General features: G+C 39.7%; 10 protein-coding genes and 1 tRNA gene. 6 read left to right on the top strand and 5 right to left on the bottom strand.

From position 1 onward, the window contains the following. The first annotated feature begins 2 nt into the window (after positions 1–2). Positions 3–425, top strand: a complete 423-nt coding sequence (locus IQ237_RS14710) for a hypothetical protein (protein WP_194056378.1) — start codon at positions 3–5, stop codon at positions 423–425. Positions 426–618: 193 nt separating this feature from the next. Here the strand turns inward: IQ237_RS14710 and lspA are convergent, their stop codons facing one another. Together lspA and IQ237_RS14700 are read right to left on the bottom strand one after the other, a co-directional pair. After that, a complete protein-coding gene (gene lspA / locus IQ237_RS14705) occupies positions 619–1,095 on the bottom strand; it encodes a signal peptidase II (protein ID WP_194056377.1) in 477 nt (158 codons plus the stop codon). A gap of 88 nt (positions 1,096–1,183) precedes the next feature. After that, positions 1,184–1,771 (bottom strand): biotin transporter BioY, encoded by a 588-nt coding sequence (locus tag IQ237_RS14700; RefSeq protein ID WP_194056375.1) that lies wholly within the window; start codon positions 1,769–1,771, stop codon positions 1,184–1,186. Positions 1,772–2,168: 397 nt separating this feature from the next. Here IQ237_RS14700 and pstS point away from each other — a divergent pair, with 397 nt between their 5' ends. From pstS to pstB, 4 genes are all read left to right on the top strand, one after another. Continuing rightward, a complete protein-coding gene (gene pstS / locus IQ237_RS14695; RefSeq protein ID WP_194056373.1) occupies positions 2,169–3,350 on the top strand; it encodes a phosphate ABC transporter substrate-binding protein PstS in 1,182 nt (393 codons plus the stop codon). Between the two features lie 218 nt (positions 3,351–3,568). Next, positions 3,569–4,519 (top strand): phosphate ABC transporter permease subunit PstC, encoded by a 951-nt coding sequence (gene pstC / locus IQ237_RS14690; protein ID WP_194056371.1) that lies wholly within the window; start codon positions 3,569–3,571, stop codon positions 4,517–4,519. Positions 4,520–4,812: 293 nt separating this feature from the next. After that, positions 4,813–5,694, top strand: coding sequence for a phosphate ABC transporter permease PstA (gene pstA, locus IQ237_RS14685; RefSeq protein ID WP_194056369.1), 882 nt, complete (start codon positions 4,813–4,815; stop codon positions 5,692–5,694). Between the two features lie 51 nt (positions 5,695–5,745). Then, positions 5,746–6,552 (top strand): phosphate ABC transporter ATP-binding protein PstB, encoded by an 807-nt coding sequence (pstB, locus tag IQ237_RS14680; RefSeq protein WP_194056450.1) that lies wholly within the window; start codon positions 5,746–5,748, stop codon positions 6,550–6,552. Positions 6,553–6,777: 225 nt separating this feature from the next. Here the strand turns inward: pstB and IQ237_RS14675 are convergent. The 3 genes from IQ237_RS14675 to IQ237_RS14665 all read right to left on the bottom strand — a co-directional run bounded on the left by IQ237_RS14675 (position 6,778) and on the right by IQ237_RS14665 (position 11,622). Continuing rightward, positions 6,778–6,848: transfer RNA gene (locus tag IQ237_RS14675), tRNA-Gly, on the bottom strand. A gap of 50 nt (positions 6,849–6,898) precedes the next feature. After that, on the bottom strand, positions 6,899–8,023 hold the full coding sequence (locus IQ237_RS14670; protein ID WP_194056367.1) for a hypothetical protein: 1,125 nt from the start codon (positions 8,021–8,023) through the stop codon (positions 6,899–6,901). A 26-nt stretch (positions 8,024–8,049) separates the two neighbouring features. Further along, positions 8,050–11,622 (bottom strand): response regulator, encoded by a 3,573-nt coding sequence (locus IQ237_RS14665; protein WP_194056365.1) that lies wholly within the window; start codon positions 11,620–11,622, stop codon positions 8,050–8,052. A gap of 720 nt (positions 11,623–12,342) precedes the next feature. On the opposite strand from IQ237_RS14665, the gene IQ237_RS14660 reads away from it, so the two are divergent. Next, positions 12,343–12,963: an N-acetyltransferase gene (locus IQ237_RS14660; RefSeq protein WP_096567463.1), complete on the top strand. Its 621-nt coding sequence runs from the start codon at positions 12,343–12,345 to the stop codon at positions 12,961–12,963. The last annotated feature ends 78 nt before the right edge of the window (positions 12,964–13,041 follow it).

Genomic DNA, 13,041 nt, shown 5'->3' with positions numbered 1-13,041 from the left:
CCATGACTTTGGCGCTTACTGGTAACGCTGCTATGGCTCAATCAAGTGAATCTTTGTTGTTAGAATCAAGTGACTCCTCTATGGGTACAGCGGCGGAAATTAAGATGTCACCAGAAGGAATGAAAATTCTCTGTCAACGTTTCCCGCTTAACTCACGTTGTCCAGGTGGGATACCACTTGATAAGAATTTTCTGAGTCCTGTTTCATCACCCGAAACTAATCTACAAACTAATCCAGAAACTAATTCTATTGAGAGCAATACTGACTTAGATACTACCACAGTACCAGTTACACCAACTAGCCCCAGTCCTGATAATTCCAACCAATTGACTCCTGTTCCAGAAAGCTCTCCTGTAACAGAGTTTTCTAGCCCAGAGCAAGTTCCTGTGAATATTTTACCACAAACTGCCCCTGCTGGTACTTAAATCTGAATCTTTTAACTCAAATTTCTACTCCTTAAAGAACAACTCTCGCTACATTTATTTGTTCGATCAGGGGATTTTTTACAAGTTTGCATCAATAAAAATAGTCTCTATCACTAAACAGCGGATTTTTCAATGTCAAGAAACCGCTGGTATTGGCGATAGAGATATTTCAATAATTGACAATTATCAATTGTTATCGTATTCTGTGATGAGAATTTGGTGTTTTTTGGAAAGATGCAATTAACAAACAAACAATACCAATACTAATACAAGAATCAGCCAGATTAAAGACGGCAAAGTTGATGAGACGAAAATCGAGAAAATCAACGACGTAGCCTAAAGCAAATCTATCAATACCATTACCCATAGCTCCACCTAAAATTAAACCATAACCTAACTGTTCCCAAAAACTTAATACTGGTCCCCAGGATGCGATCGCTATTAACACTAAACTCACTCCCAAGGATAACCAGCGCAACCATTCTACTTTTCCACTTAAAATACTAAAAGCAGCCCCAGTGTTGGTGAGATATGTAAAGTGAAATATTCCTGGTAGCAGTGGTAACGTTTCTCCTAACTCAAAGGTTTTCACTACCCATATTTTTGTTAATTGGTCTATCACAAAAGCAACGAAAGCAGCAATCCAAAAAAGTCGATTTTTTAAACGCATGGTAAATTATTTATCAGTTATTAGTCATTAGTCATTAGTTATTAGTTATTAGTCATTTCACGATTATTCCCAATGCCCAATGCCCTAATTAATAAAACATGATATGTCGTAGTACATAAGCTATGATGGTGACAGCGCAGACAACAGCTAGTTGACCTGGAAGTGAAAACCAAGAATATTTGAGGATAGCTTCCATTAAAGGTAGATGTTCTGCACCTCTCCAGGGAAAAAGATAACTGATCATTAAATAAGCAATACCGCATAAGTGGACTGTTAACAAACCACAAAGGCAACTAAAAGCCAGGGTTTCTAAACGAGGTCTGGCTTTAAAGGCAAAATATCCGCAAATCCAAGCTCCTGGAATAAAACCGAGCAAATAGCCAAACTGAGATAGTTTAACATATCCTATACCACCTCCTTCGGCAAATACAGGCAATAATGTTAATCCCATGACTAGATAAGCAATCTGGGAAAGCGCACCAGCATTTTTACCTCCTAAACAACCTACCAACAGCACTGCACCAACTTGATAGCTGACACCTAAAGAAAAGGTTTTAATTCCTTGCTGACTCCAACTCCAAGGTAAGGTAGTGCCATAGGCTTCTAGGAACGTGCCACCCATTGTTAGGAGTAAGCCAATCATGGACCATAGTAATTGATTGGAAGCAGCAAACATTGATCAGGCAATAGGGAATAGCCCAAAGGTAACACTAACAGCAACCACCAGTATATGTAAAAATCGCAAATGTAACCAATCAAGTAAGAAGTCGGGAGTCAGGAGTCAGTAGTCAGGAATCAGGAGTCAGTAGTCAGTAGTCAGTAGTCAGAATATTTGTTTGCACAAGTAACTTACCAGGAGCAAGTTTTTCAATATTTTTCCTGAAATTATCTCTAATTAAAGTATAATTTGTATCACTATTAGTAACAACTAATTGATCAGATAAATTTTGGACATTGATCAGGAAAACAGAAAATTTGTGGTTTGTTAACCTTTTGTTTACCTGAGATTAAATATTTAGAGGTATGTTAGAGGCGCTTCTCTTATTATGGCAATTTACAAAATTTAGACAGCAATGCTATTACGCAAAATTTCTGTTAAAAATAACCGCGTCAAAACCACTATTTCCGTAGTAGCACTGACATTAGGTTTAGCTGCTTGTGGGGGAGATTCCAGCCCAAACAACACTGCTAATACTGATAATTCAGGCAATACTGAAAATACTGCTGCCACTACCTCTGGTAAAAATTTGGATTTAGGTGGAGATGTTACATTGACAGGTGCTGGTGCATCTTTTCCTGCTCCACTTTACCAAACTTGGTTTACTGAATTGAACAAAAAATATCCGAGTTTAAAAGTTAACTATCAGTCAGTGGGTAGTGGTGCTGGAGTTGAACAGTTTACCAAAGGTACTGTAGACTTTGGTGCTAGTGATGTGGCCATGAAGGATGAGGAAATCGCCAAAATACCAGCAGATAAAGGGGTAATGATGCTGCCTGTAACTGCTGGTAGCATTGTCCTGGCTTATAACCTGCCAGATGTTCCTGAACTGAAACTACCACGAACCGTATATACTGATATTCTACTAGGTAAAATCAAAACCTGGAATGATCCAGCGATCGCTAAAGCTAATCCTGATGCTAAGTTACCAAACCAACCCATAACTGTCATCCATCGTGCTGATGGTAGTGGAACTACAGGTGTATTTACAAAACATCTCAGTGCTATCAGTCCAGAATGGAAAGAAAAAGTTGGTGAAGGAAAAAGTGTAAAATGGCCAGTGGGCGTTGGTGGTAAGGGTAATGAAGGTGTAACTGCCCAAATCCAACAAACTCAAGGTGCTATTGGTTACATAGAATATGGTTACGCTAAACAAAGCAATTTAAAATTTGCTGCTTTGGAAAACAAAAGTGGTAAATTTGTGACTGCAAATGCGGAATCAACATCTAAAACCCTAGAAGCTGTAACATTACCAGAAAATCTCCGCGCCTTTATTTCTGATCCAGAAGGTGCAGATTCTTACCCCATTGTCAGTTATACTTGGATTCTGGCTTATAAAAAGTATCCTGATGCAGCCAAAGCGAAGGCAATGGAAGCGGCGATAGAGTATGCTTTGACTGATGGACAAAAGCTGTCTGATGAACTAGGTTATATTCCCTTACCAGCAAATGTGGTTACTAAAGTAGCTGCTGCTGCTGATCAAATCAGTCCTGATTATAAAATTGCTGTTGGTGACTCCACCAATGCGAGTAAGTAATTTCACTTTTCCGTCTATGCTCAAGATAATCAATCATTGAATTACTAAATCAGTTGGGAACCCTGATTATTTAGTATCAAATGCCAAAAGGTAACGAAATGATAATTTCATTTATAGCCACCCCCAAGGTTATCACCGCAAGCATTTGACTTGTGACTCTTGACTTTTATTTGGTTCCCCTCACATTTTTTCCGATTTTCTTTCTAGAGTCAGTATTCATGAATACAAATTTTCAGAATCTGTCATTAGCTGTTAAACAACGCTCGGAACTTGATAAATCTCTAGATAGGGGCTTTATTTGGTTGACAAGGATTTTTGCTCTGGCGATCGCTGGTATTCTCCTATGGATAGCGTTGCAAGTCGCTTCTAGTGCTTGGCCTGCTATCCAAGAATTTGGGTTGGGCTTTTTAGTTCAAAGCAGTTGGAACCCAGTTAATGATAACTATGGAGTCTTACCAGCAATTTATGGAACTCTGATGAGTTCTTTTATTGGCTTGTTGTTAGCTGTACCCATTGGCGTGGGTACGGCGGTTTTATTAAGTGAGAATTTTCTCCCATCTCAGGTGCGGTTGGTTTTAGTATTTTTAGTAGAATTACTAGCTGCTATTCCGAGTGTTGTCTATGGAGTATGGGGGATTTTTGTTTTAATCCCGATTTTAAATGATGTAGGTAAATGGTTACACAGTTCTTTAGGTTGGATACCATTTTTTAGTTCTACACCTACAGGACCTGGGATGTTACCAGCAGGAGTAATTTTAGCAATTATGACTTTGCCGATTATCACTGCTATCTCCCGTGATGCTTTAATTTCCCTTCCCCCTAGTTTACGTCAAGCAGCCTTGGGACTGGGTGCAACTCGTTGGGAAACTATTTTTCAAGTCCTGATTCCTGCGGCATTTTCCGGTATTGTCAGTGCTGTAATGTTAGCACTTGGCCGAGCAATGGGTGAAACAATGGCTGTCACCATGTTAATTGGTAATTCTAACAATATTAATATTTCTTTGTTAGCTCCTTCTAATACCATTTCTTCACTACTAGCAAATCAATTTTCTGAAGCCAGCGGTCTGCAAGTTTCTGCTTTAATGTATGCAGCTTTGGTGTTGTTTATGTTGACTTTTTTAGTCAATATTTTGGCAGAGTTTATTGTTATGCGGGTAAAGCGACTTTAATAACAGTAATTATCAGGATAATTAATTAGGATGTGTTAAAAATGGTTCTCATAATAAGGCAACAGGCAAGGGGTAAAATGCAAAAGGCAAAAAAGGCAAAAGTTGATTATTTTTCTCCTGAACGGTAGTTGCTTCACTTGGGGAAACACCCCTGTGGTCGGGTTTCCCAGTTTGACTGAAGTGAAGTGATACTCCAAGATCACTCTCACTGAGGAAAGTCTAGTCTCTACTGACTCCTGAACTCCTGGAACTCCTGACTCCTTGAACTCCTGACTCCTTGAACTCCTAACTATATGACTTCTCTATTTCCCCAAAATAGCCTGACTCGTTCTCCTACTTCTCCCCGCACTTTATTTAACACGGTGATGACAGTAGTAGCGTTTATCTGTGGAGCATTGGCACTATTTCCTTTGCTGGCTGTACTTTCTTACGTATTATTTAAAGGTTTTAGCAGTCTCAGTCTTGATGTGTTTACCCAACTACCACCAGCACCTTTCAGAAAAGGCGGTGGTTTCGGTAATGCCATTTTGGGAACTTTGCTGATGGTGGGTATTGGTGCTACCATCAGTATTCCTACAGGAGTATTGGCAGCTATTTATTTAACAGAATTTAGTAATGGTAAAATTGCTCGGTGGGTACGCTTTGCTACTAATGTTTTGAGTGGTGTTCCCTCAATTATTGCAGGTGTGTTTGCATACTCGATTGTGGTCTTAACCCTAACAAGACTAAATTTAGGCTCTTACTCGGCTTTGGGTGGTGGGTTTGCGTTGGCAATTTTAATGTTACCAATTATTGTCCGTACAACTGATGAAGCTTTACAGCTTGTCCCCCAGGATTTACGACAAGCATCTTTGGGTTTAGGCGCAACTAACTTTCAAACAGTGATACAAGTTGTTGTACCAGCAGCTTTACCAGCTATTGTAACTGGTTCGACTTTGGCGATCGCCAGAGCATCGGGAGAAACAGCACCATTATTGTTTACTGCTCTCTTTTCGTCTTTTTGGCCTGATGGTTTACTCAAACCTACCGCTTCTTTGGCTGTTTTAGTTTACAACTTCGCTATTTCACCCTTCAAAAATTGGCAGTCTCTAGCTTGGGCTGCTTCTTTAATTTTGGTCTTGATGGTTCTGATTACAAGTATTATCGCTCGCTGGGCAACTAGACAAAAAGCTTAACAAAAGCTCATAAACATTATGCCTACTTTACAACCTAACTCTAAAATATCTATGACTATGAACGCCAGTACAATCAACGATGCTAACGTTGTGTTACGTACAGAAAACCTGAATATTTATTACGGTAACTTCTTAGCTGTACAAAATATTTGGTTAGATATTCCCAAAAATCAAGTTACTGCTTTTATTGGTCCTTCTGGTTGTGGTAAAAGTACATTACTACGTTGCTATAATCGTCTAAATGATTTAATTGACTCATTCCGTGCAGAAGGTAAGGTTTATTTTGATGATAAGAATTTGTATGCACCTGACATTGATCCAGTAGAAGTGCGTCGTCGCATCGGGATGGTGTTTCAACGACCAAACCCATTTCCTAAATCAATTAAAGAAAATATTGCTTTTGGTGCGAGAATTAACGGCTACAGAGGTAATATTGATGAATTGGTAGAACGGAGTTTGCGTCAAGCTGCTTTGTGGGATGAAGTGAAAGATAAACTCAACCAAAGTGGTTTGTCTCTTTCTGGTGGACAACAACAAAGGTTATGTATCGCTAGAGCGATCGCAGTGCAACCAGAAGTAATACTCATGGATGAACCTTGTTCCGCACTTGATCCTATTTCCACTTTGCGGGTTGAAGAACTCATTCACGAACTTAAAGAACAATACACGATTGTGATTGTTACCCACAATATGCAACAAGCTGCGCGAGTTTCTGATAGAACAGCTTTCTTTAATGTTAAAACTTCTGAAAAGGGTGGACGTACAGGCTATTTAGTAGAATACGCCCCAACAGAATTAATTTTCAACAATCCGCAACAAGAAGATACAAAAGCTTACATTAGTGGTAGATTTGGTTAAATATCGTAGTTGTATCACAGTTTGTTTATACCTGAATCTTGTAGGAGTAAAGCACATTGCTAAACTCCTACTGACTCTTGTTATATTTGTTAATTCTTAATGGCTTATATCCTAAACTTTGAAAATCGACATTGATAGAATATTGCTAGAAATGAGATCAAGAGAGTTTTTAACTTTTTGCCATCTGTACCTTGAAAACTAAATACATTAAAGGTTTTACAACTAAGCGGGCGGCGGGAATCGAACCCGCATTAATAGCTTGGAAGGCTATAGTTTTACCACTAAACTACGCCCGCGAATTTCCAGCTATTTAAATATAACAGAACCTTCGTGAAATTGCAAGCCCTTATTGAAAATTTATCGGCTCAATTTTAATACGCACATATAAATTGCTTAACTCTGGTTTTGAGCCATCCTGATTATACGCACCCACAAAGCTTTCTTGTTGAAAAATCTCATTTAATGCTTGTTCATAAATACTTTTTTCACTGCGAAGTGCCGCAGGTTCGAGATTGATAATTACTGCTTGTTGAAAGTTACCGTTTTTATCAATAATTAAACTGGCTAGTATATTTGCTGGTTTTAATCCAGAGTCACTTGCAAGAAAATTAAGCTCTAATTCCTTGTTTGGAGAACCTTGATATTCTGCCAGTACATCAGGTAAACCATCTACTCTTAATTTTCCATCTTGTCTTAATTGTTCTATTTCATCTCTCAGTATAGGCGCAATATTAGCTAGTAAACCCCCTGCTTTTGGAGTTGTGGTTTCTTCTGATGTGGGAGTTGGTGTAGTTTCTGGAGTGGGAGTTGATGTAGTTTCTGGAGTGGGAGTTGGTGTAGTTTCTGGAGTGGGAGTTGATGCAGTTTCTGGTTCTGGTTCTGGAGTTGGTGACTCTGAAGGAATATCATTTGGTAATAAAGTTCCCTTTCCCAACTTGATTTCTTGACGACGATTCCAGGGAAGATCATTGAATGGAATAGTCTGTGTGGGAGTAGGTTTGGGAGTAAATTGTACTTGAGGTGTAAATGTAGGTGTGGGTGTAGGTGTAGGTGTGGGTTCTAATGGTTGATTATTAACCTCAGTATTTTCGCTTTCTCCCTGTTGTGAAAGATTGAGATCAGAACTTATTACCTGATCATCTGGGTTTTCGGGAGTGGTGAGAGTGGTTTTTGGTGAAGATGCTGTAACAGACTTTTGACTTGAAGAAGAAACTTTTGGTTTAACGGTTGTGGGTTGTGATTCTTGTGATTCTACAGAAGGTTGAATATCTATTAAATCAATAGCAATATAATCTTGATTTGACCGAGGAATCCACGGTAAAAATTGGTCATAGGAGCGCAATAACCAAAACACGAACAGATGTAGGAAAATCGAACTTGTAAATACAGCAGTCCAAAACCAAGGTGGATCAGTATGTCTGTATTTGATGGTTTCATCATACAGTTTAAAACTGGATTTGACATTGTTCATGTTTGAATATCCAGTAGAACTTGACTTTACTCATTAGCTATAGAAGCATCTAAATCTGTTCTCACGACAAAAGTGAGAACTGTTTCATCTATTCCTTTCAGTTCCAGGGGACTACCTTTAGTAATTTCTTCTTCCTGCAAATAATCAGCAACAGCAGCAGAAACTAAGATAGTACCAGGTATAGCAGCGGCTTGCAATCTAGCAGCAATATTCACAGAAGGACCAATAGCCGTATAATCAGCACGTTCTTCACTACCAAACATCCCCACCACTGCTGTACCTTGGTGGATGCCACAGCGAAACTGTACACCTTTACGTCCATCTGTTTCAAATATACCCTGTTCTAGCCAACGCTTATTTAAATTTACCAGGGCTTGTTGCATTCCTCTGGCAGTATTGATAGCACGACGCACCTGTTCATTGGGTGTGAGGTCTTCTGGCGCTCCGTACAAAGCTAAGATAGCATCTCCCATAAATTTATCGACAGTACCACCATTCTGAAACACAACTTTAGTCATAGTTTCCAAATATTCATTTAGCACCTCTGCGACTTTTCGGGATCTGAGAGTATTGGATAGCTGGGTAAAACCAACAATGTCACTAAACAAAACTGTCACTAAACGCGGTTCTGGGCGTAAATCTAGAGACAAAGTTCCCGCAGCAGCTTTCTGGACTAAAGCAGTGGGTAAAAAGCGTTTGAGTACAGATTCTGTCAAGTAAGTGTTTAGCTCCAAGACTCGTTTTTCATTTTCCTTCAAGGCTAAAAGATTGCGTACCTCTGCCAGCAGTTCCCGATCATTAAATGGTTTAGCTAAATAAGCATCTGCACCATATTCTGTTCCTTGAATGCGAGTTTCGTCATCAGCTTTTGCTGTTAGGAGAATGACAGGTGTACCTCGCATCAAATCATCAGTGCGAATCATCTGAATCATTTCTAAGCCAGTCACTAAGGGCATCATTAAGTCAGTAATAATCAGACTGGGAAGAATTTCTCGTGCCAAATTATATCCTTCGTAACCGTTACGAGCGGTAGTTACTTGATAGCACGGACGTAAAATATCGGCTACATAGCCTCGCATATCTGGGTTATCTTCTACTACTAATATTAATTGTTTATTAAGTGGGTCAGTAGTATCAATTTGTCCATAAGAACCGACAAGTTGTAAATTCGCTGATGAATCTCTGGTGAGAATTTCTGTGTTTTCAAGTGCTGATCCTACCTGTTCTAAATTCGCTAGTTCTACATTGGCGCGGCTGATATTTAATTCGCAGGGTGTATCTAGTAGCTGTTCTGGAGGTAAATGCTCTGAACCTGTCAACAAGCGAATACTAAATTGAGTACCCTGTCCATAAACTGATTGGACGCTGATTTCACCTCTGTGTAGTTCGACTAATTCTTTAACCAGGGATAAACCCAATCCACTCCCTTCATAGGAGCGGTTTTCTGAACCTTCAGCTTGACGGAATCGCTCAAATAGGTGGGGAAGTTGTTCGGGAAGAATACCAATTCCTGTATCTTGAACTTGTAAGACGCAAGCATTAGCATCATTGAATAATCTTACGGTAATTTTACCCCCATCGGGAGTAAATTTCATGGCATTGGACAACAGGTTGTAAAGTACCTTGTCAAATTTTTCCATGTCCAAGTAGACTGTTGGACATTCAAACAAATCCGTAATTACTCTCAGTCCCTTGCGCTCACAATAAGGACGAAAGGAATCGACTATTTGGTTAACAAATTCAACTAGATTGCAAGGACAGAAACTCGGTTGCATTTTACCAGCGTCCAAGCGTTGTAAATCGAGTAGTTGATTTACCAATCGTAACAGACGGCGAGAATTGCGGAGGGCGATCGCACATTGCTCTGGGGTAAAGCCTTCCCCGCTTTCGACTGCTGACTCCAGAGGTCCTTGAATTAAGGTGATAGGGGTGCGAAATTCATGGGAGATATTTTGGAAAAATTCGGTTTTTTGTTGATCTAATTGGATTAAACGTTCCGCCTGTTCACGAGTTGTTTGGTATAAACGAGATTGTTGGACAGCGATCGCAGCTTGAGCGGCCACGGCCTTAGCCAGTTCAATTTCCGATGGTAGCCACTTACGGATTTTCTCACCTTCTCTCAGAGTAATACTACCAATACATTGACCATCAATTAATAAGGGAACGACCATGAGCGATCGCGGTCGCATTTTCAAAGGTAGGTCAAATGCCTGGACATCTGAGGGAGAGTGATTTATATCCGTAATTACAACAGGCTCTTTTGTTCGCAATATTTCTAAAAAAATCGGATTTTTCCTGATCGGAGCTTGGGAACTAGACAACTGCTGAATTAAAGCTCGCCGATTTCTAGTGAGGTTATTTTGGGGAAAATTCTCCAGATGTTTAGAACTGTCATACAAACCTACACAATGGACAAATTCATCTTCCTGAGTCCATAAAGACAGAACACAGCCATCAACCTGCATAGCTTGTCCCAATCGTTGGGTGATAGCAGCAAAGATATCTTGTGGGTCTAGACTAGAGCGAATCTCCCTAGTAATTGTATTAATTAAACCTTCTCGCTTCGCCAAAGCTTCTACTTGTTCATAAGCATAGGCTTGAGATAAAGCTAAGGCTGCCTGATCAGCTACAATTGATACCAGTTCTACCTCTTCCTCTTCCCAAATACGGATTTGATCGCAATGGTGTAAAGCTAATACTGCTCTTAGTTCTTGTTGACAAATCAGCGGCACTACTAAACTAGAACATATATTAGCTTCTTTAAAAGCAGCAGCCCGTTCTTCATGACTTTGAATGCGTTCATCACTAGTCACATTATGAATTACTTGCACTGCATCAATTTCCCACACTGTCTGAGCTAAAACAGGTAATGGGGTGATAGAGACTTGATTTGCGGTAGCTAACTTGTTATTGTCTTCAGATAGAGGTGGAGAAAAAGCATCATTGTTCTCATTAGCGGATATCTGTTGGTCTGGCAATGATGCTTGAGTAGATTTTTGGTAGATAAATCCTTCATCTGCCAATTTTTCATCTTGAAAGGGACGTAACAGGCAAACATCCACCTCCAACATATGCCCCACTGTATCAACAATGGTTTGTAAAATTTGCCGATAGTCTAGGGCGCTACGAATAGTATTAGTGACAGTATTCAATAAGGATTCTCTCCGCAGAGTCCGAGTCAGTTCGCGGGTTCTGGCTTTCAAGACATTATGGGTATCCAACGCTTGACGGACTACGGCTTTCAGTTCTTCAGTTTCCCAAGGTTTTGTAACATATTTAAATACCTTGCCAGAGTTAATCGCCTCCACCAAGTCTTCAACATCAGTGTAGCCAGTTAAAATAATCCGAATAATATCTGGGTATTGAGTTGCTGTCAGACTTAAAAATTCCGTACCGCTCATCATTGGCATCCGCTGATCAGAGATAATCACAGCGATATCCCCTTCTTGTTCCAGCAATTCCAGAGCCGCATGTCCAGAGTTAGCTCTCAAAACCTGATACTCACGATAGAAACTGCGGTAAAGCAAGTCTAGGTTGTCTGGCTCATCATCGACAACCAAAATTTTTGGCTTACTGTTTCTGTTTGCTTGTGATGTCATGCACAGCTTTCCTGCTGCAACGGCAGTCGGATAAAGAATAATCTGCTCAGATCAAGGTATTTCTGAATCAGGTAAGGTTCAAGCATTTCGACCAATAAATTGCTGGGACACATGACAGCTAGATGCCAAAGTGTGTAATCAAAGTTATTGAAATTATTGTTTTTCAGGATTTGTCATCAGCAGTTTGCCCCTCTTCCGCAGGACAGTTTATTGGATTGTTATTTTTGATTCACCGTGTAAATTTCAACTGACTAATTCTTTTCTCACCTCCTTTTATAACCTGCTGGTGCTACATCAGACCCTGTCCTCCAGAGAAAAGAGTATAAACTATATATTGATTTTTCCCATTCCATCCGTGATACTAACACTTAAAGCTGATTTTTTGTGATCTGGGTTATGGTAGAGTGATGAATATGACATATAATAGCTATATTTCAAAATAAAGTATACTATTAAACAAGTACCTCTTGGTAATTAGACATCTGATGACAATTATTGTAGGGACAATTCATGATTGTCTCTACAGGGATTCGGGGATTATGCACATTTAATTACCACGAGATGTCTATTGAGCAATCACAACGTGATCGGTGACAGGCTTCGCCGTGAGTTTCCACAGTCTCAACTACAGCATAACCTCATGACTAATGACAAGTGACGAATTACAAAAACTATACTCAAGCCAACTTTCCTTAAATTAACCTCAATCCTCAACTAGCTTTGAAATCCTGGTTTTTTCACCCACATCACCAACAGTTAGTTACAGATACACGTATCCTCAATTCTTGGCAGTTCCAAATCCGTGCAGCTACATCTGCTGATTTACCGGGGATTGCCCAAATCATTGCTGAAAGTTTTCACTCCCAAAAAGGTTTATGGGGATGGGCTTTTCCTTTATTCCGTTTGGGTATTTATGAAGACTTAAAGTATCGTCTAGCGTCAATGACACCTCATCACGTCTGTTTGGTGGCTGTTGACATCAGTACCACAGGCACTCATCAAATACTGGGAACTGTGGAACTGGGTGTGCGTTTCAGTGATAGTTGGACAAATATTCAAAAGAGTTATCCCTATTTGTCTAATTTAGCTGTTCACCCACAATACCGTCGGTATGGTTTGGCTTCCAGTTTACTGATTAGTTGTGAACAAGTGTGCCAAGACTGGGGATTTGAAGATTTATATCTTCATGTCTTGGAAAATAATTATCAAGCCAGGCAGTTGTATTTCAAGTTGGGATATCGCGTGCATGGAGTTGAATCTAATTGGAACAGCTTTTTCTTTTATCCATCACGGCAGATTTTCTTGCATAAACACCTGACTCCTGACTCCTTGATATCCTGACTTCTGACTGCTGCTATAGTTAGGGTTTGCTGAAAAAGTCTTTCCTTGAAGATTAAGGATATCAAGGAGTTTTTTGTA

This window comes from Sphaerospermopsis sp. LEGE 08334, from assembly GCF_015207205.1.
In the GTDB taxonomy this organism is placed as follows: Bacteria; Cyanobacteriota; Cyanobacteriia; order Cyanobacteriales; family Nostocaceae; genus Sphaerospermopsis.
Note: the sequence above shows the minus strand (reverse complement) of the source record. Positions and strands in the feature narration are given on the sequence as shown.

Bases quoted from the DNA above. Each gene is read 5' to 3' on its own strand.
- IQ237_RS14710 (WP_194056378.1), top strand. From the start codon at position 3: ATGACTTTGGCGCTTACTGGTAACGCTGCTATGGCTCAATCAAGTGAA.
- lspA (WP_194056377.1), bottom strand. From the start codon at position 1,095: ATGCGTTTAAAAAATCGACTTTTTTGGATTGCTGCTTTCGTTGCTTTT.
- IQ237_RS14700 (WP_194056375.1), bottom strand. From the start codon at position 1,771: ATGTTTGCTGCTTCCAATCAATTACTATGGTCCATGATTGGCTTACTC.
- pstS (WP_194056373.1), top strand. From the start codon at position 2,169: ATGCTATTACGCAAAATTTCTGTTAAAAATAACCGCGTCAAAACCACT.
- pstC (WP_194056371.1), top strand. From the start codon at position 3,569: ATGAATACAAATTTTCAGAATCTGTCATTAGCTGTTAAACAACGCTCG.
- pstA (WP_194056369.1), top strand. From the start codon at position 4,813: ATGACTTCTCTATTTCCCCAAAATAGCCTGACTCGTTCTCCTACTTCT.
- pstB (WP_194056450.1), top strand. From the start codon at position 5,746: ATGACTATGAACGCCAGTACAATCAACGATGCTAACGTTGTGTTACGT.
- IQ237_RS14670 (WP_194056367.1), bottom strand. From the start codon at position 8,023: ATGAACAATGTCAAATCCAGTTTTAAACTGTATGATGAAACCATCAAA.
- IQ237_RS14665 (WP_194056365.1), bottom strand. From the start codon at position 11,622: ATGACATCACAAGCAAACAGAAACAGTAAGCCAAAAATTTTGGTTGTC.